This is a genomic window from Xylophilus ampelinus (genome assembly GCF_003217575.1).
Classification (GTDB): domain Bacteria; phylum Pseudomonadota; class Gammaproteobacteria; order Burkholderiales; family Burkholderiaceae_C; genus Xylophilus; species Xylophilus ampelinus.
Genome location: NZ_QJTC01000008.1, coordinates 1 through 26429 on the forward strand (window position 1 = coordinate 1; position 26429 = coordinate 26429).

Consider the following 26429-nt stretch of genomic DNA (forward strand, 5'->3'; position numbering starts at 1 on the left):
GCGTGGCCGATCTGGAGCGCTCCATCCGGCAATACATCGACCGACATAACGCCGACCCGAAACCTTTCATCTGGCACAAGAGCGCCGATACGATCGGCGCAAAGGTCGCTCGGGCTGCCCATAAACTTAGTTCGGCTTATTTTTGAGACACCACACTAGTGCATAACACGCGCTGGGCGTGGACTCTGAAAACCGGAATGCACGGCCCGATTATCAGGCGACCTATTTTAAATGCCGGGTCAAATATCGGCGAGCCCTGCCGTTGTGGAGTATTCGCTGGGCGAACGGCATGCGATGAATATCGTCGGGGCCACTATATTCGACCGGATTTTCCTGAAGCACGGTGCTACAGTCTTCGAGCGCTGCATGCATGGCGATGCTTCTCGCCGAAATTACTGCACATTCGGAGATTAAGGGATGAAGGTACAAGTTAATAATAACCGGGTATTTTTCATTCGCGATCGTGGGCGGCAAACCGGTGCGCCGGTATTGCGGCGGATCGTTGCGTCCGGGCTGCTCGCCGCCAGCACCGGTCTGATCGCCGCGGTGCATGCGGCCACGCCCGCCTACATCTGGAGCAACGCCAAGATTATCGCAGGGGGCTTCGTCGACGGAATCGTGGCGCATCCGGCACAAAAGGGCTTGTTCTATGCGCGCACCGATATCGGCGGCAGTTACCGATACGACGCGGCCACCGCCACCTGGGTGCCGCTGCAGGATGCAACTTCGCCCTCCAATTGGCACCAGATGGGCGTCGAAGCGATCGGGCTCGATCCCCGTGATCCGAAAATGCTGTATCTGGTCACGGGCATGTACACGGAAAACTGGGACGGCAACGCGGCGGTGCTGGTGTCGTCCAACCAGGGCGCGAGCTTCGCCTCCTATGCCCTGCCTTTCCGAGCGGGCGCCAACGACGATGGCCGCCATGCCGGGGAGCGCCTGCAGGTCGACCCCAATCTCGGCTCCACCCTGCTGTACGGAACCATGAACGCTTCCGAACAGCGCGCGACCAACGGCCTGTGGGCCAGCGCCGACAAAGGCCAGCACTGGAACAAGGTCCCCGGCTTTTCGGCGTTGTCGAGCGACGGCACCGGTGCGGGCGTGGCTTTTGTAGCGTTCCATGCAGGCGCGGGGCGCGCCGGCAGCGCCACGCACGTCGTCTTCGCGGGTGTGTCCACCGCCAGCGCTGCGTCGACCGGAACCACGCTCTACAAGAGCACCGATGGCGGCACGAGCTGGTCGGCGTTGGTCGGCGGGCCGCAGGGCCAATACCCGACCCATGGGCAGATCGGGCCGGACGGCAATCTCTACATCACCTATGGCAAAGCCATCGGTCCCAACGGTATGACCGGCGGCGACGTTTGGAAGTACAGCGTCGCCAGCGGCACCTGGCGCAACATCACGCCGCCGAATCCCAACGGTTACAGCTTCGGCTACGGCGGTCTGGCGATCGATCCGCAGCGCCCCGGCACCCTGGTGGTCATGACGATGGACCGCTGGTGGCCGGGCGATACCATGTTCCGCAGCACCGATGGCGGTACCACATGGAGCGATGTGGGCGCCTCGGCCACCCGCGACCCGAGCCTGTCGCCCTGGGTCAAGATGGGCAGCAACACGGTGGCCTTCGGCAACTGGGGGCAAGTGGCGGTCGATCCGTTCGACTCCGACCATGCGTTCTACGCTACCGGGCAGACCGTCTGGACGACCCGCAACCTGACGGCGGCCGACAGCGGCGGCCCGACCCGCTGGACCGTGGGCGCCGGCGGCATCGAGGAAACCGCAGTACTTGCGCTGATCTCGCCCACCGTAGGCGCTCCGCTGATCAGCGGGGTCGGGGACATCTGCGGATTCGTGCATGCCGACCTGACGACATCGCCGGCGGCCGGCAATCTGGCGCATCCGCTCTGCAACAACGGCACCGGGCTGGATTACGCCAAATCCTTGCCTTCGAAGATCGTGTACGTGGGCACGGGCGGCAGCTCCTTCGGCGCCGTATCGAACGACGGCGGCAAAAACTGGACGCCGTTTGCGAGCAAGGCCGATTCGACGGCCGGTGACGGCACGGTGGCGATTTTCGCCGACGGCACCAGCATCGTCTGGGCACCGAAGGACGTCGCGCCGGTCTACTCCACCGACGACGGCGCGCACTGGTCGGCCACCGGGCTGCCGCAGGAAGGTGGCGGTATCTGGCAGATGCTGTCGGATGGCGTCGCCAACCGGTTCTACGCATATTCGCCGTCCGGTGGCAGGTTCTACGCCAGCCTGGACAAGGGGGCGAACTGGTCGCTCGCCGCGTCGAACTTGCCGCGGGGCGGTCGGGTTTCCGCTGTAGTGGGAAACAACGGGGACGTCTGGCTGGCGTCCGGTTCGGGCCTCTACCGCAGCACCGACGCCGGCACCAACTGGACCTTGCAGCCGCAGGTGACCTCCGCCACCGCGGTCGGCTTCGGCAAAGCCGCGCCGGGTGCGTCGTACCCAAGCATATACCTGGGCGGCACCATCCAAGGCCTGACCGCGCTGTTCCGTTCGACCGATGCGGGCACTACCTGGGTCCGCATCAACGACGACCAGCACCAGTGGGGCGGCTTTACCAACGTGATCGGCGACCCGAAGACCTTCGGCAGGGTCTACGTCGCACCGAACAGCGGTCGCGGCGTCATCTATGGAACGCCATCGAACTGACGCACTGCCGCCATGGCGGCGGCACGGTGCCGATCGATGGCGCGGCGGCTTTCGCGCACGGCAGAACGCAGGCGCGTTGAAAAAGCACACGCGCCCGCGTCTTTCGCCGACAACTCAGCGGTACTTGTCGAGCAGCTGCTTGCGCACGGCGACGAGGCAGAGCTCGTCGGTGAATAAGTGCGCGAGGGCGCCGTTGTCTTTAGGGTTGCCGGAGCCGATGTCGAGCATAGACACCTGGTTGCTGCCATGGTGCTTGAAGGATTCGATCGCCATCGTGGCGTTCTTCAGGGGCACGGTGGCATCGTTGTCGGAGCCGCAGAGCAACGTGGGCGTGCGCGGAGCCCAAGCGAGCAGGTCGTTGCGTTCCAGGTCGCGCAGGAAAGGGGCTTGCGGGTCGTTGGCGAAGTCGGCGTAGAAGTCGGGCTGGAAATATTGGCCGATCTGGTCGATGCCGGGCAGGATATCGCTCAGGAACAGCTCATCCGTGCTGTAGGCACCCGGGAACAGCGATACGACCTTTTTGGCCCACGGATCCTGGAACACCTGCCAGGGATCGAGATACAGGTTGCGATAGGTATGCTGCATACCCACCACGGCATAGCTGGCCAGCACGATGCCGAAGGCATTCTCGCCCACGGCGTTGCGGCCCGTCCAGCTGTCGCGGAAGGTCTGGCTCAGCGCGTAAGGGCCGGAGATCGGGGCACTGGCGACAAGGTTGAACTCGTCGGACAGATGCGCTTCTATCTCGCGCTGGGTTGCCATGGCCGCATGCCCACCCTGCGAGAAGCCGGTCAGCATGACCTTGCCCGATAGCGGGGTGTCGAGACGTTGCAGCACCTGCCGGGCGCCGCGCAGCGCGTCGATGGTGGCGCTGGCTTCGGAGTCGGCGTGCAGGTAGGGGTGGAAGGCGTAGTCCGACTGGCCGATGCCGAGATAGTCGGTGCTGACCACCACATAGCCCTGTGCGGCCAAGTGCGTGAGCCTCAGGTCGTCGCCCTTGTTGTCGCGGATCGCCTTGGCATGCTCGGCACTTCGCAGCGTCTCGGTGCCCGCGTCGTAAGCCACCAACGGAAAAGGACCGCGGCAGTTCGTACCGCCCGGCACCAGCAGTGCGGCGGACGCGGTGGCCGGCTCGCCGTCCACGCCGACCGTCGCATATTTGAATTCGGCGACACGCACATCGCATACGGCACTATCGTCCGACTGCGCGCTGACCAGCAGCGAATGGATGGCTTCGCGTGTATAGCGGGTCAAAACGTTGCTGTTGAGCACCGTGCCGCGCGGCGGCGCAGCCGACGCGGCAAGGGGCGATATGGCACCAGCCATTCCAATGATGAAAATAATGCGTAGTGTCAGCCGACTTTTCAATAAGGTCATGGGTAATTTCTCTTAGTTGAACCCCGCGTTCTGGAGTGGCGGTCGGGCGGGGCGGGCGCAAACATTACCACAGCCGGATAATAAATGTGACGATCACATCCCCAATTTTTATGGGCGCTACGACGTCGTTTGAAAACAGTCTAATAATGCAACCATGCGCAAAAAATGCATCGCATTACTGCAATTCGTTGCGGAGGAAGGTCATAAACCCGAATCCGGTATGCTCTGCGAGCCGACACGAGGAGAAAGTCCGAGCGATGAAGCAAGAGGGCCTGGGCCTGACGACCCAGCGCACGCAGCAGGGGTTCACGCTGAGCGATCTGGCGATGGAAGAAGCGTTGCACGACATGCCGCTGTTCGTGCGTTCGCAGGCCCGACCCGGAACACGGGCGTAACTGACAAGACAACGATTCTGCGGTTCCGTCGGCCGTTGGAAGCACACAAGCCGGCTCCGCAGATATTGGCCCTCATCGACGAGTTCCTCAGTGCCAAGGGCCTGCTGCTGCGTTCTGGCACCGTGGTCGACGCCATGCGCATCGTCGCGCCGAGTTCGACCAAGAACGCATCGGGTAGACGCGGTCCCCAGATGAAGCCGAGCCAGAAGGGCAGGCGGCCCCGGCCTCGGCTTCGCTGGCAGCCAAGCCCGATGCGCCGCTGTTGCTGCGCCGGCGGTGAAGGCTCCGTTCGACGAAATCCGAACCAAAAGTGGCTGTAGGCGGCATCCTGCGCCGACCGCCAGCTATCGAAATAATAGCAATGCAATGGAAAAAGCCCCGCGGACTTCGCAGTCCGCAGGGCTTTCACGTGGGGCGTCACCCGCCGGCAGAAGCCGGCAGCTGTTGCGACCGGGCGCTTACATGCCCATGTCGCCCATGCCGCCCATGCCGCCCATGCCGCCGCCAGGCATGCCGCCGGCACCGGCTTCTTCCTTCGGTGCTTCGGCGACCATGGCTTCGGTCGTCAGCAGCAGCGACGCGACGGAAGCAGCGTTCTGCAGAGCGGTGCGCGTCACCTTGGTCGGGTCCAGAATACCCATTTCGATCATGTCGCCGTAGGTGTCGTTGGCGGCGTTGAAGCCGTAGTTGCCTTTGCCGTTCAGCACCGCGTTGACCACCACGCTCGGCTCGCCACCGGCGTTGTAGACGATCTCGCGCAGCGGCGCTTCGATCGCCTTCAGGATCAGCTTGATACCGGCGTCCTGGTCGGCGTTGTCGCCCTTGATCTCGCCAGCGGCCTGCTTGGCACGCAGCAGCGCGACGCCACCACCGGCCACGATGCCTTCTTCCACTGCAGCGCGGGTGGCGTGCAGGGCGTCTTCGACGCGGGCCTTCTTTTCCTTCATTTCGACTTCGGTCGCCGCGCCGACCTTGATCACCGCAACACCGCCGGCCAGCTTGGCCACGCGCTCTTGCAGCTTTTCACGGTCGTAGTCGCTGGTGGCTTCCTCAATCTGGATACGGACCTGCTTGACGCGGGCTTCGATGTCGTCGGCAGCGCCGGCGCCGTCGATGATCGTGGTGTTTTCCTTGCCCACTTCGATGCGCTGGGCGGAGCCCAGGTCGGCCAGGGTGACCTTCTCGAGCGTCAGGCCCACTTCTTCGGCGATGACCTTGCCGCCCGTCAGGATGGCGATGTCTTCCAGCATGGCCTTGCGGCGGTCGCCGAAGCCAGGCGCCTTGACGGCCACGACCTTCAGGATGCCGCGGATCGTGTTGACCACCAGCGTCGCCAGGGCTTCGCCCTCGACTTCTTCGGCGATGATCAGCAGCGGACGGCCGGCCTTGGCGACCTGCTCCAGCACGGGCAGCAGGTCACGGATGTTGCTGATCTTCTTGTCGAACAGCAGCACGAAGGGGTTTTCCAGCAACGCGGCCTGCTTCTCAGGGTTGTTGATGAAGTAGGGCGACAGGTAGCCGCGGTCGAACTGCATGCCTTCGACGACGTCGAGTTCGTTGTCCAGGCTCTTGCCGTCTTCGACGGTGATCACGCCTTCCTTGCCGACCTTGTCCATCGCGTCCGCGATGATCTTGCCGATGGATTCGTCGCTGTTGGCCGAGATGGAGCCGACCTGCGCGATTTCCTTGGAGGTGGTGGTGGCCTTCGAGGCGTTCTTCAGTTGGGCGACCAAGGCCGTCACGGCCTTGTCGATACCGCGCTTCAGGTCCATCGGGTTCAGACCGGCGGCGACGTACTTGGAGCCTTCGCGCACGATGGCCTGGGCCAGCACGGTCGCGGTGGTGGTGCCGTCACCGGCGTTGTCGGAGGTCTTGGAGGCCACTTCCTTCACGAGCTGGGCGCCCATGTTCTGCAGCTTGTCCTTGAGTTCGATTTCCTTGGCGACGGACACGCCGTCCTTGGTCACCGTAGGGGCGCCGAACGAGCGCTCGAGCACCACGTTGCGACCCTTGGGGCCGAGGGTGACCTTCACTGCGTTGGCGAGGATGTTCACGCCTTCGACCATGCGGGCGCGGGCTTCGCCGCCGAAGACTACGTCTTTTGCTGCCATGTTGATTTCTCCAGAATTCAGTTAGAGGTGGAAATAGTTGCCTGCAAGTACCGCGCTGCGCGGGGGGGCAGCGCAGGCGTCTTACTTCTCGACAACCGCGAAGAGGTCTTCTTCCTTCATGACGAGCAGCTCGTCGCCGTTGACCTTGACGGTCTGGCCCGAGTACTTGCCGAACAGCACGCGGTCGCCGACCTTCACGCCGACAGCGGAAATCTCGCCCTTGTCGTTCTTCTTGCCCGGGCCGACGGCCAGGATTTCGCCCTGGTCCGGCTTTTCGGCGGCGGCGTCGGGGATCACGATGCCCGATGCGGTCTTGGTTTCGCTGTCGATGCGCTTGACGATCACGCGGTCGTGCAGAGGACGAAGGTTCATAGCAACTCCTGAAATGGAAGCGGTTGGGGCCTGAACGGCACCGCGCAAGGCGGTCGCCGCGAAACTCAGGGGAGGGCGCCGGACCGGCCCGTATGGGTTGCTAGCACTCGTCCCCCTCGAGTGCTAATGATACAGGCATCGGCTGCGGTTTCAAGGGGCTGCAGGTGCGCAAGAGCAATGGATGTGAGGAGATGTGCGGTGGGCGGCCTCTCATTGCGCTACGGACAGGCGGTCGACGGCTATTCGACCGCTATTAGAGCGTGCTGTGCACTGTGACCCACCCTTCGGGAAAGCCGGGAGAGGTCCGGCTGCCGCGCTGCAACCCGCTTGGGGTATCCGTACGGCGGCGCGTTGTGCGCCTTGCCGCAGGGCCTCCCCCCGGACTTTCGCGGGTACGTCACAGTGCCTAACACGCTCTAACGATAATGAATGATCGTTTACATTGGCAGCCCTGCTCCATCTACCCGGCGATCCCGGCTGCACCCTGCGATGCGGTCGAAATCCTCCATGTTGCACGCTACCCGACTCACCAAACGCTACGGCGCACACACCGCGCTCGACCAGCTCGACCTCGACATACGCGGCGGCGAAATCTACTGCCTGCTGGGGGCCAACGGCGCCGGCAAGACCACCACGATCAACCTGTTCCTGAACTTCATCGCGCCGAGCGAGGGCGAGGTGACGGTCCACGGTATCGGCGTCACCCGCCATCCGGTCGCGACCAAGCAGCACCTGGCCTACAGCCCCAAGCAGGTGGCGCTCTACGGCATGCTGTCGGGCATCGAGAACCTGCGCTACTTTTCCGCGCTGGCTCTGGGCCGCACCCTGCCGGATGCGCGGTTGCTGGAACTGATGTACGAGGTGGGCCTCGACCGTGCGGTCGCCGACAAGAGGGTGGCGGCCTATTCCAAGGGCATGCGGCAGAAGGTGTGGATCGCGGTGGCGTTGGCCAAGGAGGCCAAGGCGCTGCTGCTCGACGAGCCGACCTCGGGCCTCGATCCGCAGGCCGCCAGCGAGTTCTCCGACCTGCTGCGAAGGGCGGCGGAGCGCGGCGTTGCAGTGCTCACTACCACCCACGACCTGTTCCATGCCAAGCACACCGGCACCCGCATCGGCATCATGAAGCGCGGTCGGCTCCTGGAAAGCCTGGACAGCCGCGCCATCGACACCACCGGCCTGCAGGACCTGTACCTGCGCCACATGCGCACAGCCTGAACCATGCATGCTTTCCGCATGCGCCTGATCGCGACCAAAGACGTGCGCGAGCGCTGGCGCGACGGCCGCCTGCCCTGGGCTGGCGGCATGGTGGTGGTTTTGCTGCTGGTGGCGCTGGCGGTGGGTTTCGCCCGCCAGCGGGAGGCGCGCGCCGAGCAGACCGCCGCCCAGGCCCACGACTACGAGGATTGGCTCAAGCAGGACCGCCGTCATCCCCACGACGCTGCCCACCAGGGCATGCACGCCTTCAAGCCAGGGCCGGCGCTGGCCATCGTGGACGCGGGCATCAACCCCTACATCGGCAACACGGTCTGGTTGCAGGCGCACCGCCAGAGCGAGGTGAAGTTCCGCCCGGCGCAGGACGCCACCGGACTGCGGCGCTTCGGCGACCTGTCGGCCGGCTGGATCCTGCAGGTGCTGGGACCGCTGCTGGTGATCGTGCTGGGCTTCAACGCCTTCGCCGGCGAACGCGAAGAGGACATCCTGCGGCAGACCCTGAGCTTGGGCGTCTCGCCGCGGCAGATGCTGACCGGCAAGGCGCTGGCGCTGGGGGCTTGTCTGGCGCTGCTGCTGGTGCCGGCGGGCCTGGTGGCCGCCGTGGCGGTCGTGGCGGTCGTGGCCGGGGCCGGGGCCGGGGCCGATGCGGGCGCGGGTGCCGATGCACTGCTGAGTTTCGGCGCGCTGGCGCTGGGCTATGCGCTGTACCTGGGCCTCTTCGCGCTGCTGACGTTGGGGGTGTCGGCCGCGTCGCGCAGCTCGCGCGTGGCGATCACGGCGCTGCTGGCGCTCTGGATCGGCCAGGTGGTGATCGCGCCACGGGTGCTGTCGGAGGTCTCGCGCATCGCCTACCCGACGCCGACCCGGCTGGAATTCAACACTACCTTGAACGCCGATCTCAAGGCCACCTCCGACCGCACCTGGATGCAGGCCTTCGGTACCACAGAGCGCTGGAGTTCGGCCGTGCCGCTCAACCAGTGGGGCCGGGCACTGCAGATCGACGACCAAGCCAGCTACCCGGTCTACGACCGCCATTACGGCCGGCTGTGGGACACCTGGCAGCGCCAGCAGACGCTGCAGGAATGGAGCGGCACCTTGCTGCCGCTGCTGGCCGTGCGCGCCTATTCCATGGGCATGGCCGGTACCGATTTCAACCATCACCGCGACTTCACCACCGCTGCCGAGCAGCACCGCCGCACGATCCAGGACATCGTCAGCCGTGACCTGGTCGCCCACGCCGACCCGCTGGATCATCAGCATTTCGCCTACCAGGCCGGACACGAATTCTGGGCCACGGTACCGCCCTTCGACTACCACGCGCCGCGTGCCGGCTGGGCCCTGCGCCACGGCTGGCAGGGCTTGGCCGCGTTGGTCGTGCACCTCGTGCTGGTGCTGGGCTTTGCCTGGACGGCCATAGCGCGCCAGCGGGCGTTATAAGGCCCGATGCGATGAGCCCTTCATCGATGCCTTCTGCCGCGCTACTGCCGGTGTCGGTGCCGCACGGCATGCCACCGCACACGCCGGCCCAGAGCCCGCGGCTGCGGCTGGTGATGGCGCACGAGCTGCGCCTGCTGTTGGCCGAGCGCACGCTGTGGCTCGCCGGCGCGCTGTTCGCGCTGCTGATCTGCTACGCCCTCTACAACGGAGTAGTGCAGACCACCGCCCGCGACCGTGCGCAGGCCGCCCTGGTGCGGAACGACACCGCCACCCGTGCCGCCCAGCTGGAGCGGCTGCAACGCATCATGGTCGGCACCGAGCCCGGCACGCCCTTCGGCAAACCGGCCAATCCCGAGCATATGGGCGGCAGCTTCGGCGCCCACCATGTCTGGATGCCGAGCGCGCCGCTGGCGCCGTTGGCGCTGGGCCAGGCCGACCTCTACCCCAGCCAGTTCCAGGTGGACTACCAAAGCAAGGTGAACTTCATACACAACGACGACATCGAGAATCCCTGGAACCTGCTCAGTGGACACTTCGACCTGGCCTTCGTGGTGGTCTACCTGCTGCCCCTGCTGATCTTCTCGATCGGCTACAACCTTCTGTCGGTCGAGCGCGAGAATGGCACGCTGCGGCTGCTGCTGTCGCAGCCGCTGGCGCTCGGCACGCTGCTGCTCGGCAAGGTAGCCGCGCGTGCCGCAGTGCTGCTCGGGCTGGCAGTGCTGGTGCCGGCCGGCGTGCTGCTGGGTTTGCGGCCCGGGGCCACCCTGGCCGCTGGCGCCAGCGCCCTTTGGTGGGTGCTGCTGGTGAGTGGCTATGCGCTGTTCTGGTTCGCGCTGGTAGTGGCGGTGAATGCGCTCGGCAGGTCCTCGGCCACCAACGCCATGCTGCTGGTGATCGGCTGGGTGCTGGTGGTGCTGGTGGCACCGGTGCTGCTGGCCCTGGCGGTGACGGCGGTCAGCCCGGCCCCGTCGCGCGCCGAGCCGGCGGGCCACATCCGCGCGGTGACGGCCGATGCCATGGCCCGCAATTCCGTGTTGCTGGCCACCGACTACAAGCACCTGAGTCAGCCCGAGACGCTGGTGCCCCGCGACGGCAGGATCGCGCTGGCCGGACGTGCCATGGCCAGCTACAGGATCGAGCGCGAGGTCGACGCCGCCATCCAGCCGGCGCTCGACCGCTTCGATGCGCAGCAGGCGCGCCAGCAGGCTCTGGTGGTGCGCTACGCCGTGCTGTCGCCCGCTGCCGTCGCTTATGAAGGCATGACCGCGCTGGCCGGCAGCGGGCAGCGCCGTCACGCGCATTTCATGACGCAGCTCGACCGGTACCACGCGGCCTGGAAGCAGTTCTTCTTCTCGCGCATCGACGCAGGCCGGGCGGTGACGCCGGCCGACTTCGCGGCCATGCCCACCTATGCGTGGCAGGAAGAGGAGCCTGCGCTGGTCGGCCGCATGGCCTTGCGATCGGTCCTGCAGCAGCTGCTGCCGACCCTGGCGCTGCTGGCGCTGGCCGGCTGGCGGCTGCGCCGCCAGCCGGCACACCTCTCCGACAAACATTTCTGATCCAGAGAAAACACCATGCATACCCTCGTCCGCACCGCCTTGGCGGCTGCCGCCGCTGCCATCCAGGCGGCCGGAGCCCAGGCCCGGGCCCCGTCCGCCGAACTCGGCACCGTCGATGTGCGCAGCGTCCGCGATGGCGACACGCTGCAACTGCAGTCGACGTCCACCAGCGCGTCGCGCCTGGGCCTCACGCTTCGCGAAACGCCGGCCTCGGTCGAAGTGCTGACGCAGGAGGTGCTGCAGCTGCGCGGTGCCCGCGATTTCAACGAGGCGCTGCGCGGCGCGGCCGGCTTATCGGGCGGTGGTTCGCCGGCCTCGCCGGTCACGCTGTCCACGCGCGGCTTTAGCAACATCCTCTATCTGTACGACGGTGTGCGTAACTCCGGCGCAGGTGTGGTCAACCGGGTGCAGGACACCTGGAACTACGAGCGCATCGAGGTGCTGAAAGGCCCGGCCTCGGTACTCAACGGCGACAGTGCCATCGGCGGCATCGTCAACTTCGTGACCAAACGGCCCGATCGCAACAATCCCGCCAACGAGGCGCTGCTGTCTTACGGCAGCTACGGCTCGACCCGGGCTGCGGTCGGTCTGGGCGGTGCCGTGGGCGAAACGGGCGCCTATCGCGTCGACTACAGCCGCCACGACACCAGGACCGGCACGGTTCCGCGCAATGGTGAGCAGGTCGACCACCTGACCACCGGTTTGTCGTTCGACCTGAGCACGGTCACGCGTCTCGACCTGTCGCTGGACTACCTGCGCGACGACAACCAGGGGTACTGGGGCACGCCGCTGGTGTCCGCCGCATTCGCTAGCCAGGCTACCGGCGTGGTCAGCACGCCTGACGGCCGGGTGATCGACCGCCGGCTGATCCGTAACAACTACAACGTTCTGGACGACGAAAACACCTCCGAGACCACTACCGTCCGCGCCCGGCTGACGCACCGCCTGGCACCGGATTGGACATTGAGGAACGAGTTCACCGCCTACCAGGCGAACCGGGTCTTCAAGAACTCCGAGAGCGCCGTTTTCGTGGCGCCCGACGGCATCGACCGCGACCAGACGCTGATCACCCACGACCAGCGGTTCGTCACCAACCGGTTCGACGCGAGCCATCGTGGCGGCATCGGCGGATTCGAGAACCGGTTCGTGTTGGGAGGCGAGATCGGCAAGACCGATTTCGAAAGCCAGCGCCGCTTCTCCAACGGCAGTGCCGCCACGTCTGGCCGCCTTCGGGTGCCAGCGCTCCTGTCGGGCTCCGCCTTCTTCGACACCGATCCGGCGCTGACCACCGGCGACGGCAACCGTGTGGACACCAGTACGTCGGTCAGGACCACGGCGCTTTTTGCGGAAGACGCGGTCAAGTTCACGCCGGATTTGACAGTGGTCGGCGGCCTGCGGCACGACAGGATCGACGTGGGCCGCAACCTCCGCGATCTGAATTTCGGCACCATCACCGCCTTCGGTACCACCTACCATGCCAACTCCGGCCGGTTGGGGGTGGTCTACGACCTCGGTTCGGGATCCAGTGCTTATGCGCAGTACACCAACGCCACGGTGCCGGTCGACACGCTCTTTCTTCTGTCCGCAGGCGACGCCGCCTTGCCGCTGTCGCGTGGCAAGCAGATCGAGGTCGGCTTCAAGCAGAGCCTGGCTGCACAGCGTCTGGAATGGACGACGGCACTCTACAAGATCGAGCTCGACAACGTTCTTTCGCTCGACCCCGGCAACCCCAACGTCACGATCAACAACGGTCGCCAGTCGTCGCGTGGCGTGGAGCTGTCGGCTGTCTGGCGCGCCACTCCGCGGTTGTCGCTGTCGGGAAATCTGGCAGCGCTGCAGGCGCAGTTCGACAACCTGGTGGAAGCAGGCGGTGTTTCGCGTGCGGGCAACACACCCACCGACACGCCCGAGCGTGTAGCCAATCTGTTCGTCAACTACCGCTTCAGCACGCTGCCGGTCAATCTCTATATGGGCGTGAACCATACCGGAGCGTCCTATACCGACACCGCCAATCTGATCCGCATGAACGGCTACACCACGGCCGATGCGGCCGTCAGCTACCGGTTGCAGAAGGCGCTGCTGAGCTTTCGCATCCGCAACCTGACCGACCGGCTCTATGCGTATTACGGTGGCCGGGCGGAGAGCCAGGTGCTGATTGCGCCCACGCGCACCTTCGAGGTATCGGCCAAGTTCGATTTCTGAGCACCGTCCTTACTGCGGGTGCTTCTGGCGGGCGCGCCGTCGGCAGGCCCGGGCGAGATCGGGGGTGACGAATCACCGCGGCGTAGGAGCCGTCCGCTTGTCGCCACCGGGTGCGCTGGCTAGAGTCAAGCGCATGACTCGCCCCGACCCCCTCGACGCCTACCGCCGCAAACGTGATTTCACCGTCACGCCGGAACCGCAGGAGGGCGGCGAGACAAGCGCCGATGCGCTGCGCTTCGTCGTTCAGAAGCACTGGGCCAGCCGCCTGCACTACGACCTGCGGCTGGAGATCGACGGTACGATGAAGAGCTGGGCCGTGCCCAAAGGCCCCAGCCTGGACCCGCACGACAAGCGGATGGCGGTGCAGGTGGAGGACCACCCGATCGCCTATAACCTCTTCGAGGGCGACATCCCGCCAAAGCAATACGGTGCGGGCAAGGTCATCGTCTGGGACAAGGGCACCTGGGCGCCGCAGGACGATCCGGCGCGCGGCTGGAAGGCGGGCAAGCTGAAGTTCGCGCTGCACGGCCACAAGTTGCATGGCCACTGGACGCTGGTGCGGATGCACGGCAAGCGTGCGGAAGAAGAGAAGCAGCCGCCCTGGTTGCTGATCAAGGAGAACGACATCCATGCCCGGTCGGCCGACGCGTTCGACGTGGTCGAGGCACAGCCCGACAGCGTGGGCTGCCTGCCCGATCCTGCGGTGCCCCGAGCGTCGTCACGGGCCGAGAATACGGGTCCTGACCCGGTCTCGCCCATCGGGTGCTCCAAGGCCGCCGCACCTGCGAGGCCTCCGCGCGGCAAGGCGGCCGCTCTGCCCGAGAGCCTGTCCCCTCAGTTGGCGACGCTGGCCTCCGCGCCGCCGACCGACACCGCCGCCTGGATCTTCGAGCTGAAATTCGACGGCTACCGCTTGCTCGCCCGCAAGCAGCACGGCAATGTCCGGCTCTTCACCCGCAACGGACTGGACTGGACGGCACGCATGCCGAAGATCGCCGCAGCCGTGGAGGCGCTCCCGTTCGCGTCGGGCTGGCTCGATGGCGAGGTGGTGGTTTTGGGCGCCGACGGCGCGCCGGACTTCCAGGCGCTGCAGAACGCGTTCGAGCGGCCGGCACGGCGCTGCGGCGTTGCCGCCGGCATCGTCTACTACGTCTTCGACCTCGCCTTCCACGGTGGCGAGGACCTGCGTCCGCTGCCGCTCGACGACCGCCGTGCGCGGTTGCAGGCGATGCTGGGCGGACGATCCGGCACCGACTCGCTGGTGCGTTTCAGCGAAGCCTTCGATGCGCCGCCCGGTGATTTGGCGGTGTCGGCCTGCAAGCTCGGTTTCGAAGGGGTCATCGGCAAGCGGCGCGATGCGCCGTATACCGGCCGCCGCTCGGCCGACTGGATCAAGCTCAAGTGCGGTAAACGCCAGGAGTTCGTGATCGGCGGCTACACCGATCCCAAGGGCTCGCGCCAAGGACTCGGCTCCTTATTGTTGGGCGTGCACGACGACGATGGAACCCTGCGCTACGCAGGCAACGTCGGCACCGGTTTCAGCGAGCACACTTTGCAGACGCTGCACGAAGCCCTGGCGGCGCAAGCGACCGAACAGAGCCCGTTCGCCGACACGGACGGCATCGCCCGGGGTGCGCACTGGGTCCGTCCGGTGCTGCTGGCCGAGGTGTCTTTCGCGCAATGGACCCGCATCCAACGCATCCGGCACGCCGTGTTCCAGGGACTGCGCAGCGACAAGCCGGCGCGCGTCATCGTACAGGAGCGGTCCATGGCCATCGATTCCCTCACCAAGAAGGACCGCGCCGCCCGCAAGAATGCGTCGGATGCACTGCCGATCGGCATGAAGGTGACGCACGGCGACCGTGTCGTCGACCCGAAAAGCGGGCTGCGCAAGATCGACCTGGTGCGCTACTACGCCACCGTGGCGCCGCTGATGCTGGAGCATATGCAGGGACGGCCCACGTCGTTCGTGCGTGCGCCGTCGGGCGTGGACGGCGAGCTGTTCTTCCAGAAGCATGCCGAAGGCGAGGGCATGCCTGCCGTGCGGCGGCTCGATCCGGCGCTCGACCCCGGCCACGCGCCGCTGCTGGAAGTGGCCTCGGCCGATGCCCTGCTGCAGGCCGTCCAGATGAACGTGCTGGAATTCCACACCTGGAACGCCCGCCACGACCGCATCGAGCGGCCCGACCGCATGACATTCGATATCGACCCGGGCGAAGGCGTGCCCTGGGAGCAGGTGCAGCAGGCGGCGGTTCTGGTGCGAGTGGCGCTGGAGGAACTAGGCCTGCCCGCCTTTCTGAAGACCAGCGGCGGCAAGGGCCTGCACGTGGTGGTGCCGATCAAGCGGCTCCACGGCTGGGACGCGGTCAAGGGGTTCTCGGAAGCGGTGGCCCGGCACCTGGCGCGCACGATCCCCTCGCGCTTCGTCGCCAAGAGCGGGCCGCGCAACCGGGTCGGCAAGATCTACGTCGATTTCCTGCGCAACGGGCGCGGCGCCACGACCGTGGCAGCTTGGTCGGCACGGTCGCGTCCGGGGATGGGGATTTCGGTTCCGCTGGAATGGGATGAACTGGAAACGCTCACCAGTGGTGCGCATTGGACGGTACGGACCGTCGATGCGCGGCTTCGGCCGGGCAATGCACCCTGGGCCGGCTATGCCGCCGCGGCCGTGTCGTTGACGCCGGCGCTCAAGGTGCTGGCCCGCAACGGCGGCAGGGCATAGCGAGAGGGCAGGTCAACGCTTGCGGTCGCGCTCGTCGTAGGGCCAGCATGCAGCGGGACGGGGACCGGTGACGGGGAGGGTTGCGGGTGTGGGCATGGCGAACTCCTTCGATCGCACTACAACGGGTCGGCGCTACGGCGGGTTGACGCGATGGGTGTGTCGGACCGTAAATTTCGATGGTGCGCTGCACCATGCCCACAGCCTTACAGGCCGGCAGCTGCGCCGCTTCGTAGCGCAAGGCTTCCCGCCCGCTGGGCGGTCGAACGGCCTTAGAGCGGCTAACACAACCCTTCTGGCGTCGTTGCCGCACCTTGTCGTACTACTCGTACTGTCTGCGATGCGGCGCCTAGCCAGAACCGCTTCGCTGGGTTGTGTTAGCCGCTCTTACAGGCCGGCAGCTGTGCGCAGCTGCGCCGCCTTGTCCGTCTTTTCCCAGGTGAACTCGGGCTCTTCGCGGCCGAAGTGGCCGTAGGCGGCGGTCTTCTGGTAGATCGGGCGCAGCAGGTCCAGCATCTGGATGATGCCCTTCGGGCGCAGATCGAAGTGGTCGGTGACCAGCTCGGCGATCCGCGCGTCAGGGATCACGCCGGTGCCTTCGGTGTAGACGGTGACGTTCATCGGCCGGGCCACGCCGATCGCGTAGGCCACCTGAATCTGGCACTGGCGTGCCAGGCCGGCGGCGACGATGTTCTTGGCCACGTAGCGGGCGGCGTAGGCGGCCGAGCGGTCGACCTTCGTCGGGTCCTTGCCGCTGAAGGCGCCGCCGCCGTGCGGGCAGGCACCGCCGTAGGTGTCGACGATGATCTTGCGGCCGGTCAGGCCGCAGTCGCCCTGCGGGCCGCCCACGACGAAGCGGCCGGTGGGGTTGATCAGGTACTTAGTGTCCTGCAGCCACTCCTTGGGTAGTACCGGCTTGATGATCTCCTCGATCACCGCCTCGATGAAGCTGGCCTTCATCGTCTTGGGCGTCTCGCTCTGGTCGGGGTGGTGCTGGGTGGAGAGCACCACCGTGTCGATGCTGTGCGGCTTGCCGTCGACGTAGCGCATCGTCACCTGGCTCTTGGCGTCGGGGCGCAGGAAGGGCAAGCGCCCGTCCTTGCGCAGCTGGGCCTGGCGTTCGACCAGGCGGTGGGCATAGTAGATCGGCGCGGGCATAAGCTCGGGCGTCTCGTCGCAGGCGTAGCCGAACATCAGGCCCTGGTCGCCGGCGCCGGTGTTCAGGTGGTCGTCGGAGGCCTGGTCGACGCCCTGGGCGATGTCGTTGCTCTGCTTGTCGTAGGCGACCAGCACCGCGCAGCCCTTGTAGTCTATGCCGTAGTCGGTGTTGTCGTAGCCGATGCGCTTGATCGTGTCGCGGGCGACCTGGATGTAGTCGACGTGCGCGTTGGTGGTGATCTCGCCGGCCAGGACCACCAGGCCGGTGTTGGTCAGCGTCTCGGCGGCGACGCGGCTGCGCGAGTCCTGCTCGAAGATCGCGTCGAGGATGGCGTCGGAGATCTGGTCGGCCACCTTGTCGGGATGGCCTTCGGAGACGGATTCGGAAGTGAAGAGAAAGTCGTTCGCCATTTGCATAAACTCCAGTGTTGCGGCTTGGGGCGCTGCCCGGGCCTGGAGCCTTGGCGAACGCTTTAGCAGTTGTTTTTAACGTCGCCCTGCAAGTTGCTCATTTAACTCGGCGACCGAGGCATTCTAGCCTGCGCCGTCCGTCCGTCCGTTCGTCCCTCTGCCGATGCTCCGTCTCCTCTCCCGGCTTCCTCTGCCCCTGCTGCACCTGCTCGGCGCCGTGCTGGGTTGGGTGGCGTTCCTGTCGTCGGCGCCGTACCGCCGGTGTTTTATGGCCAACGCGCGGCAGGCGGGCTTGCCTTTCGGTGCGGTGCGCGGCGCGGTGGCCCATGCCGGTCGGATGGTGGCCGAGCTGCCGCGCCTTTGGTTCGGCACGCCGCCGGCCTGGCGGTGGGACGACGGCGGCTCCATTGCCCGGGCCTACGCGGCCGGACGTGGCATCCTGTTCTTGACGCCGCACCTGGGCGGTTTCGAGGCTTCGCCCCAGGCGCTCGCCGCCGACTATGGCCCGCGCCACGGGCCGATGACGATCCTCTACCGCCCGGCCCGCCAGCCCTGGCTGGACCGCACCATGGCCGCGGCGCGCGACCGGCCGCACCTGGCCGCCGTGCCCACCACCCTGGCCGGTGTGCGCCAGATGCTACGCGCGCTGAAGCGCGGCGAGGCCGTCGGCCTCTTGCCCGACCAGGTGCCGCCCGACGGCATGGGCCGCTGGTCGCCCTTCTTCGGTCGCGAGGCCTACACGATGACGCTGGCGGCGCGCTTGGCCCAGCAGTCGGGCGCGACGGTACTGCTGGCCTGGAGCGAGCGCCTGCCCCGCGGCTGCGGCTTCCTGGTGCATGTCGAGTCGCGCGCCACGCCGCTGCCCGCCGCGCTGGACGACGCGGTCGATGCGCTCAACGCCGACATGGAGCGGCTGATCCGCCAGTGTCCGCAGCAGTACCTGTGGGGCTACGCCCGCTACAAGGCGCCGCGCGCCGAGACGGCGCCGACGGCCACCGAAACGACGACGGCGACGACCGGGGAGGGTGCCGCATGATCGGCCGGATGTGGGTGATGTTCATGCGCCTGATGGCGGTGCTGCCGCTGTCTTGGGTGCGGGCGCTGGGCTGGCTGCTGGGCCAGGCGCTGTTCCTGTTGTTGGGCGGCCGGCGCCGCATCGCCGAGACCAACCTGCGTCTCTGCTTTGCCGACCAGTCGCCCGCCGCGCGCCGCGCGCTGGCGCGGCAGACCTTCGTTGTCTTCGCCCAGACCTGGCTCGACCGCGGCTGGCTCTGGCATGCGCCGCGCCAGGTGCTGGAGCGCCGGCTGGTGCTGCGGGGCGCGGTGCACGAACTGCAGCCCGGCTCGCAGGGCGAGGACACACCGACCATCCTGCTGTGCCCGCACTTCTACGGGCTGGACGCGGCCGCGACCACGATCTCGATGCAGGTGGCGCGGCGCTGGTTCTCGATCTACTCGTCGCAGTCCGATCCTGCGCTCGACCGGTGGGTGCGCGAAGGCCGGCTGCGCTTCGGCGATTCGAAGGTTTTTACCCGCACCACCGGCATGAAGACGATCCTGAGCGCGATGCGCGACGGCGGCGTGCTGTACCTGCTGCCCGACATGGATTTCGGCCCGCAGGATTCGGTCTTCGTGCCTTTCTACGGCGTGACCGCGGCCACGCTGCCTTCCGTGCCGCGCTTCGCCCGGCTGGGGCGGGCGAAGGTGATGCCGGTGCTGCCCCGGCTCACGCCCACCGGCTATACGGTCGACATCCTGCCGTCGTGGCAGGACTTTCCGACGGACGACGTGCTGGCCGATACCGCGTTGGTGAACCGCCGGCTGGAGGGCTACATCGACACGATGCCCGCGCAGTACTACTGGGTGCACAAGCGGTTCAAGACGCGACCCGAGGGCGAGCCGAGTGTCTATTAGTTCGCCCCCGGGGCTGCGCTCAGGTGTTTAGCTCACCCCAGGCTGCGCGCTTCGCGTCTTCGCCACCCCCCTGCCGGGGGCGACACTGGCAGGACCGGCGGAGCCTTATCCGCTGTCCCCGTGAGCCGTCGGGAGGGTCGCTTTGCGGAACGGGTGCCGGTCGCACGCGGCGCTGATCAGTCGGTGACCGATCGAAGCGGCGTGGCTTTGGTTTCCGATGCCGTGCGTTCGGCACCTCAGCGCTGTTTTATGAACGAAAAGTGCCTGTGGCCGGCTTCCGGCACCGACCATTAGCTATCTATTTCATAGCATCGGCTGTCGGGGAAGGAAGTCGGCGATCAGGCCGGTCACCCGCCGGGGCTGCTCGGCGTCAATCACCTCGCGATGAACCGTCGCGAGCCTGCGGTACAAGATTGGTGCGGACATGGGCTACCGCATCGAGGATCTGGACCGGACCCCCCGGGCTGAATCCGGCAAATCACGAAAGGGTGCTGGTATACGTCTGCTTGTCCTTGGCATAGCAACTGCATGCCTGGGCTTCCAAGCCCACCCGATCAAGCACTACAAGTTCGCCCCGCTGGTAGTTGATCAGACCGCTGCGTTGCAACGCGATTGCCGCTGTCGTGATGCCGACGCGTCTTACCCCCAACATGTAGCCAAGAAATTCGTGCGTCACATAGAAGTTGTCCCGGTGTGCGCGGTCTTGGCTCATGAGCAGCCACCGGGCCAGCCGGGGGCCAATCTGATGGAACTTCTGGCATGCAGCAGATGTTGCGAACTGGACCATCTGTACGTACAGATAGCGCTGCACCTGCCGATGAAACTGGGGGATTCGATGCAGTTCCTCGGCAAAAACAGTCGCAGACAAACGCAGTGCGGAGCCGGAGCCTTGCACGATCGCTTGAAAAGGGGCGGTCACTATGCCTTGTGCCAAGTGTGCACCGAGCATGCCCTCATTGCCGATCATTCCTACCTCTACTCCTGGGTGATCGTCGGTCTTGGCGATCAGCGAAACGATGCTGTCCGTAGGAAAGTACACATATTCCGTCGTCTGACCGGGTTCGAACAACTTTTCCCCCAGGACCAGTCGTATCGGCTCGCAAGCGAATCGCAGCTGGCGACTTTGTTTATGCGGCAGTGTTGCAAGAAGAGTGTTGATGACGGAAACCACAGATCTCTTTGGACTCGCCCCTCACCATGTCGCGAGATGCGAAGGTCGGGCTGCCTTGGCTAGCAGTTTCGATCCGTGAGGCAAGTATCGACGCTTTTCATCCCCATGACTGTGTGGCAGCGTACTGAGCAGGTCCCCAGCTTGAAGGATTCGAACCAAGGTGTGCGTCACACCGCCAGGGTGTTAGGTAAGAGGCGATCATATTCCCGCTTGACCACGGCGTAGCATTCGCATGTGCGCTGCTCGAGGCCCTTCCTGTCCAGCACCGCGATGCGGCCCCTGCTGTAACGAATCAGCCCGGCCCGCTGCAGCTTCAAGGCGGACTCTGTGACACCTTCACGGCGAACTCCCAGCATGTTGGCGATCAACTCCTGTGTCATCACCAACTCGGAGCCCCGCAGCCGGTCAAGACTCAATAGCAGCCATCTGCACAGCTGTTGATCGAGCGAATGGTGGCGGTTGCAGACGGCCGTTTGCGCCATTTGGGTGATCAAGGCTTGCGTGTAGCGCAGAAAGAGGTGCATTACGGGTGCTTCGTTAAATTCTTCCAGCAGCCAATCAGCTTTCACCCGAAACCCTTCCCCTGCACTTTGCACGACGGCGCGGCTCGGGGTCGAACCGCCCCCCCCATTAATATGGACACGCCCACCAGTCCCTCGTTGCCCACAACCGCAATTTCGGCAGACGCACCATTCTCCATGACGTAAAGCAGGGAAACGATGGCGGTGGTGGGGAAATAGACATACCGCATCGTAGTACCCGACTCGTACAACACTTGGCCCAATGGCATTTTTACCGCTTCCAACTGCCCTTCCCAGCGCTTCCATTCGGCCGGAGCGAACGCGGCGAGCAACTGGTTGACGAGTGGGTTGCGGGAGTTTGGCATAAACATGGGCCGCTCAGGAAGGGTCGACAGAACCTCTCAGTGTTTGAAAGTAACCAAAACTCTGAATGTGCGGTACCGAACATAACATGTGCGTTGCCGACAGAGCAAGCCTACGTGCCTCCGGGCCAAAACTCGTTTTCACGAAGATTGCACGCCGTATATGCCGACCATTTCACAAAGGCACCGCCTTCAGGTACTCGCGGAAGCCTTTTCCCAGCTGGGGATGAGTCAGCGCCAGTTCGACGTTGGCTTCCAGAAAGCCTTCCTTGCTGCCGCAGTCGTAGCGACGGCCTTCGTACCGGTAGGCGAACACCTTCTCGCGGCGCATCAGCGATGCGATTCCGTCGGTGAGCTGGATTTCGCCACCCACGCCGCGCGGCTGGCTGGCGATCTCGCGGAACACGCCGGGCGTGAGGATGTAGCGGCCGGCCACGCCCAGGCGCGAAGGGGCGTCCTCGGGGGATGGCTTCTCGACCATATGGGTCAGGTCCATCAGCCGGTCGTTGATCTGCGATCCCGCCACGATGCCGTAGCGCTTTGTGTGCTCGGCGGGCACTTCCTGCACCGCCAGGATCGAGGCCTGCCATTCGGCGAACTGGTCGACCATCTGCTTGAGGATCGGCGGCGTGCCGACCATCAGATCGTCGGCCAGCAGTACCGCGAAGGGCTCGTTGACCACCACGCTCTGTGCGCATAGCACCGCATGTCCTAGGCCGAGGGCCTTGGCCTGGCGGATGTAGATGCACTCCATGTCGTCGGGCTTGATCGAGTGCACCATCGCCAGCAGCTCCTTTTTGCCAGCTGTTTCAAGTTCGTGCTCCAGCTCGTAGGCCGTGTCGAAATGGTCGGGGATGGAGCGCTTGCTGCGGCCGTTGACGAAGATCATCTGGCGGATGCCGGCGGCGTACGCCTCCTCGACCGCATACTGGATAAGCGGTTTGTCGACCACCGGCAGCATTTCCTTGGGCTGGGCCTTGGTCGCCGGAAGGAAGCGGGTGCCTAGGCCGGCGACGGGAAAGACCGCCTTGTGAATGCGAAGGGGAGCGTTGCTCATACGTGATATTCCTGAAAAGAGTCGTGGGCATTAGGGCCTAGGGCCGAGGTGTCAGCGGTAAATCAAGCGTTCGTTCAGGGATTTCCCAGATCAACAATCTGGGCGGTGATTCTTTGAACGTCGTGCTCTGAAGGTAGGCATCTATGGATCCGGAGAAATTCCCTCCGTCGAGCGCGAAGCTGGGCACGCTCGTGCCCAGCGATCGCGACAGGAAGCCCACGAAATTGGAGTTGGTCGAAAATGAGGTTCCTACCAAAGCGACGGTTGGCAGATCGGAATCGCCAAAAAGATCGTCGGCAGAGGACATCCCGCCTTTCGCATCGGCGCACGGAGCACTGGAACTTGACGATACAACTTCCGCTGCCGGCAGCAATCGGGCAGGCAGTTCCTCGATGCCTGCGAGCCTCACCAGATCGCCGAGACGTGGGCGAGCAGCGGTCCGAGCGATTTCGAAGCAGCGGCGCGGCATAGGCGGCCCACCTGTGGCTTGCACGGCGTCGGCCACCGCGGCTGCACTGACCGACGCACCCTCCTCGTTCCAGTGTGTATCGGTCCGGTAGAACGTTTGAATGCCTCGCCGGGCACGCTCGTGCAGAAGGGGTGTGAGATCGACCAGAGGTATGCCAGCCTCGCGCATTCGATTCGCCCAGGTGTCGGTCCTCTGCTCCAATCGCGCAGGTCGGGAGATATGGCAGAGATGTTGGGCTTCGATGCGACTCTTGTCGGGGACGAGAACCATCACCAGCCGGATGCCCTGCAGATCCAGCGCCTTGCGCAGGCGCATTGCCAAGGCGACCCTTTGCCGAACGGCTTCCTCCGCGCCGGAGCGCACTGCAAATTCCTCCGCGAGGAAAAGCCAGCCTCTGCACCCTTGCCGAACCTGTGGACCGAGATCGCCAAGCACTATCCAACTGGCGATACGTTCAGCCTTTGCTGCGACACGCGCCTGGGGGGCCAGCGCGAGCGCACTCGAAATTCCGCGCATGACTGTGCCGTCAAGTACCGTTCGAATGCTGACTCCGCCCGGAAGCAGATCGACGGTCGTAAAAGCCGACCAGCCTGTGGTTGCCAATCCCACGCCGAGAAATAGCAACATGACCGCACCGGTCCGCCGCGCTGTTGAATAAGACGGTGAAGGGGTTGTCGGATTCGCGGGTGAAGTGGGCGGTGCTGCCATGGTGGGTCAGAATTGAAAATACAGGAATGGCACCGCGCCGCGACTCGCGATCAGCGCGAAGGACAATATAAATACAGGTGCCGGCCATAGGGCGCCAATGGCCGTCAATCGGGCACCGGCTTTTTGGGCCAATGGCCCGCGCACCCACGGCCATACCACCGCGCACACTCCCAGTCCTCCAGCCAGCGCATGCACCGGTCGAAGTTCTGCTACAAGTGCGTCGCCCAGCGCAAATCCTCGCAGGCCGAACTGCCCCGCATACATCCGCGCAGCGCCCTCGATGTCGTGCGCGCGAAACAAGGTCCATGCGAGCATGACGAAGAGAAGCGTGGCGAACCTCGCCATCCATTCTGGAAGTCGTAATCCGGCGTGCGTCCAGGCGCGTGCGCAGCACAATGCAACACCATGAGCCAGGCCCCACAGCAGGTAATTCCAGCTGTCCCCCCCCGTGCCAAAGGCCTGCAATACCCATCGTCAACAACAGGTTGGCATAGGTGCGCGTGCCACTTAGGCGACTACCACCCATCGGGATGTAGAGGTAGTCGCGAATCCAGCTCGATAGAGAAAGATGCCACCGTCTCCAGAAATCCTGGATGGTGCGTGCCAGATAAGGATGGTAAAAATTCTCAGGGAAATGAAAACCCAGCATTTGGGCAATGCCGATCGCCATCGCGCTATACCCGGCAAAGTCGAAGAAAAGCTGAAGCGTGTAGGCACCACATCCCAGCCATGCATCCAGAAACGAAGGGGAAGGCTGTACAAAAGCCAGGTCTACGACGGGTGCCAATGTATCGGCCACCAGCACCTTCATGTTCATGCCGATCATGAAGCGCCATGCCCCGCTGCAGAATCCGTCCCAGTCGAATCGGCGTTGTCCCATCTCCCGCGCAACCCAGTTGTACCGAACGATAGGGCCCGCGATCAGTTGTCCGAACATTGCCTTGTACGCGGCAAATGCCACGAAACTTCGTTGGGCCGCGACCGTGCCGCGATAGACATCCACCACGTATGAAACGGCTTGCAGCACGATGAATGACAAGCCGATCGGCAGCACGACTTTCCGCCATGAGACGGGAATTGCGCCTCCCCATTGCCGCATCGAATTGGCAGTTTCCACGAGGATGTTGGCGTACTTGAACCAGCCCAGCAGCGCAACCATCAGGACGATGGCACCGATTAGCAGGATCTTTCGTCTCGGTGCTGCCGCCGTGCCCTCAATCCACAATCCGGCCACCCACGTCATGGCTGACAGGCCGACAAGCAGCAGTAAGTATGGCGGGCTCCACCACGCGTAAAAGATCCAGCTCCCTGTCAGCAACGTAGCGTTTCGGTATGGAGATGGCGTTACCGCGTACGCAATTAGAAACAGCGGAAAGAACAACAGCAAGAATTCAAGCGATGCAAATACCATTGGATGCGTCGTTAATGTTGCTGCAAGCCCGGTAGCAATCGGTCATATTCGTGCTTGACCACGGCATAGCACTCGCAGCTTCGGCGCTCCAATGCCAACCTGTTCAAAACGGTAATTCGTCCTCGTGTGTAACGAATAAGCCCTGCCTTCTGAAGTTTGATTGCCACCTCTGTTATGCCTTCACGGCGAACCCCAAGCATGTTGGAAATCAATTCCTGGGTCATGACCATTTGATTCCCATCCATGCGATCCAGGGTGAGAAGCAGTGATCGACATAGTTGTTGATCGATGCAGTGGTGCCGGTTGCACACGGCAGTTTGCGACATTTGTGTAATGAGGGTCTGGATATAACGCAGAAAGAGACTTAATACTGGGGATCGCAAGCACTCCGACTTTACCCAGTTCGACCTGACGCGCCAACCTTCCCCCGCACTTTTTACAACTGCGCGGCCAGGCGTTGTATCTCCGCCCATTAAAATAGATATTCCTACCACGCCTTCGCGCCCAACAACCGCGATTTCTGCCGTAGCTCCATCCTGTGTCACATAGAGGAGCGAGGCAATTGCGGAAGTCGGAAAATAGATATGGGTGGGCGTAGATCCCGACTCGTACAGGACCATACCCAAATCAAGGCGCACTGGCTCCAATACCTGCTGCCAGCGTTCGAATTCTGGAGCATTCAAAGTCGTCAACAAATAGTTGGCACAGCTATTCGGATCGAGTTTTTTCGATAAAAAATTACTGGATAGACAGGCTGTATTTTCCACGCTGCCAGTGTAGGCATTGAGGTGTGCAAGGTATGTGCGCTACCGTACGCAGAAACACATTTTTGTGCGGTTACATATTGATTCCTACAAATGGCTGATTGGGGTTATATCGCCGCGCGAGAAGATGTGGTGGAACCACGCAATCCAGTTATGAGCATTCAACAGATAGCACTATATGGTCGATCCTGCAAAATTTGCCGCGCTACGCAAGCCGGGCGACCCTCGCTGGTTGCCCGAGAGGCCAATGCGAGCGATGTTGCCAGCACGACGAGCAGCTCAGACAGCGGCGCAAGAGGAGCGTGCAGTCCCAACAAACGATTGCTCTCGGCAGCCGACGTATGTCGTAGCCTGGGCGCAGTAACTGCAGTGCATCGTCGCTAAGCCCTGCGGCCAGCACCTGTCGCTGGCGGTGAT

General features: G+C 64.4%; 17 protein-coding genes and 2 pseudogenes. 9 read left to right on the plus strand and 10 right to left on the minus strand.

Annotated elements, in window-relative coordinates; genetic code table 11:
- The first annotated feature begins 417 nt into the window (after window positions 1-417).
- Entirely contained in the window at window positions 418-2682 is a 2265-nt protein-coding gene (locus DFQ15_RS06890) for a WD40/YVTN/BNR-like repeat-containing protein (RefSeq protein WP_146228670.1), read from the plus strand.
- A 114-nt stretch (window positions 2683-2796) separates the two neighbouring features.
- On the opposite strand, the gene DFQ15_RS06895 is transcribed toward DFQ15_RS06890, so the two are convergent.
- Complete coding sequence (locus DFQ15_RS06895; RefSeq protein ID WP_110465277.1) at window positions 2797-4059, minus strand: alpha/beta hydrolase family protein; 1263 nt, start codon at window positions 4057-4059, stop codon at window positions 2797-2799.
- A gap of 296 nt (window positions 4060-4355) precedes the next feature.
- Here DFQ15_RS06895 and DFQ15_RS06900 point away from each other — a divergent pair.
- Window positions 4356-4672 (plus strand): annotated as a pseudogene (locus tag DFQ15_RS06900) (transposase); the annotation flags it as partial.
- Window positions 4673-4912: 240 nt separating this feature from the next.
- On the opposite strand, the gene groL reads toward DFQ15_RS06900, so the two are convergent.
- Together groL and DFQ15_RS06910 are read right to left on the minus strand one after the other, a co-directional pair.
- Window positions 4913-6565: a chaperonin GroEL gene (gene groL / locus DFQ15_RS06905; protein WP_110465278.1), complete on the minus strand. Its 1653-nt coding sequence runs from the start codon at window positions 6563-6565 to the stop codon at window positions 4913-4915.
- An 81-nt stretch (window positions 6566-6646) separates the two neighbouring features.
- The gene (locus DFQ15_RS06910) at window positions 6647-6937 is read right to left on the minus strand and encodes a co-chaperone GroES (protein WP_055840307.1); all 291 of its coding nucleotides are present in this window, start codon (window positions 6935-6937) and stop codon (window positions 6647-6649) included.
- Between the two features lie 507 nt (window positions 6938-7444).
- Between DFQ15_RS06910 and DFQ15_RS06915 the strand changes: the two genes are divergently transcribed.
- The 5 genes from DFQ15_RS06915 to ligD all read left to right on the plus strand — a co-directional run bounded on the left by DFQ15_RS06915 (window position 7445) and on the right by ligD (window position 16069).
- Window positions 7445-8152, plus strand: a complete 708-nt coding sequence (locus DFQ15_RS06915; protein ID WP_110465279.1) for an ABC transporter ATP-binding protein — start codon at window positions 7445-7447, stop codon at window positions 8150-8152.
- Between the two features lie 3 nt (window positions 8153-8155).
- Window positions 8156-9586, plus strand: a complete 1431-nt coding sequence (locus DFQ15_RS06920; RefSeq protein WP_110465280.1) for an ABC transporter permease subunit — start codon at window positions 8156-8158, stop codon at window positions 9584-9586.
- Window positions 9587-9612: 26 nt separating this feature from the next.
- A complete protein-coding gene (locus tag DFQ15_RS06925; protein ID WP_324998171.1) occupies window positions 9613-11145 on the plus strand; it encodes an ABC transporter permease subunit in 1533 nt (510 codons plus the stop codon).
- Window positions 11146-11160: 15 nt separating this feature from the next.
- Window positions 11161-13347 carry a TonB-dependent receptor gene (locus DFQ15_RS06930; protein WP_110465281.1) on the plus strand — a complete coding sequence of 729 codons (2187 nt, stop codon included), beginning with the start codon at window positions 11161-11163 and terminating at the stop codon, window positions 13345-13347.
- A 133-nt stretch (window positions 13348-13480) separates the two neighbouring features.
- Window positions 13481-16069, plus strand: coding sequence for a DNA ligase D (gene ligD / locus DFQ15_RS06935; RefSeq protein WP_110465282.1), 2589 nt, complete (start codon window positions 13481-13483; stop codon window positions 16067-16069).
- A gap of 384 nt (window positions 16070-16453) precedes the next feature.
- Here ligD and metK read toward each other — a convergent pair whose 3' ends face one another.
- Window positions 16454-17635 (minus strand): methionine adenosyltransferase, encoded by a 1182-nt coding sequence (metK, locus tag DFQ15_RS06940; protein ID WP_110465283.1) that lies wholly within the window; start codon window positions 17633-17635, stop codon window positions 16454-16456.
- Window positions 17636-17798: 163 nt separating this feature from the next.
- Here metK and DFQ15_RS06945 point away from each other — a divergent pair, with 163 nt between their 5' ends.
- Both DFQ15_RS06945 and DFQ15_RS06950 read left to right on the plus strand, forming a co-directional pair.
- Window positions 17799-18671, plus strand: a complete 873-nt coding sequence (locus DFQ15_RS06945; protein ID WP_110465284.1) for a lysophospholipid acyltransferase family protein — start codon at window positions 17799-17801, stop codon at window positions 18669-18671.
- Complete coding sequence (locus tag DFQ15_RS06950) at window positions 18668-19549, plus strand: lysophospholipid acyltransferase family protein (protein WP_110465285.1); 882 nt, start codon at window positions 18668-18670, stop codon at window positions 19547-19549. The genes DFQ15_RS06945 and DFQ15_RS06950 overlap by 4 nt, the downstream gene beginning before the upstream one ends.
- A 478-nt stretch (window positions 19550-20027) precedes the next feature.
- Here the strand turns inward: DFQ15_RS06950 and DFQ15_RS06955 are convergent, their stop codons facing one another.
- The 6 genes and pseudogenes from DFQ15_RS06955 to DFQ15_RS06980 form a co-directional block, all read right to left on the minus strand.
- Window positions 20028-20720, minus strand: a complete 693-nt coding sequence (locus DFQ15_RS06955) for a Crp/Fnr family transcriptional regulator (protein ID WP_110465286.1) — start codon at window positions 20718-20720, stop codon at window positions 20028-20030.
- 167 nt (window positions 20721-20887) lie between these two features.
- A pseudogene (locus DFQ15_RS06960) lies at window positions 20888-21606 on the minus strand (Crp/Fnr family transcriptional regulator).
- A 172-nt stretch (window positions 21607-21778) separates the two neighbouring features.
- Entirely contained in the window at window positions 21779-22660 is an 882-nt protein-coding gene (gene galU / locus DFQ15_RS06965; protein WP_110465287.1) for a UTP--glucose-1-phosphate uridylyltransferase GalU, read from the minus strand.
- A 37-nt stretch (window positions 22661-22697) separates the two neighbouring features.
- The gene (locus DFQ15_RS06970; protein WP_158529022.1) at window positions 22698-23756 is read right to left on the minus strand and encodes an alginate O-acetyltransferase AlgX-related protein; all 1059 of its coding nucleotides are present in this window, start codon (window positions 23754-23756) and stop codon (window positions 22698-22700) included.
- Entirely contained in the window at window positions 23656-25224 is a 1569-nt protein-coding gene (locus tag DFQ15_RS06975; protein ID WP_233504324.1) for an MBOAT family O-acyltransferase, read from the minus strand. Before DFQ15_RS06975 ends, DFQ15_RS06970 begins: the two co-directional genes overlap by 101 nt.
- A 35-nt stretch (window positions 25225-25259) precedes the next feature.
- A complete protein-coding gene (locus DFQ15_RS06980; RefSeq protein ID WP_233504334.1) occupies window positions 25260-25943 on the minus strand; it encodes a Crp/Fnr family transcriptional regulator in 684 nt (227 codons plus the stop codon).
- Window positions 25944-26429 lie beyond the last annotated feature (486 nt).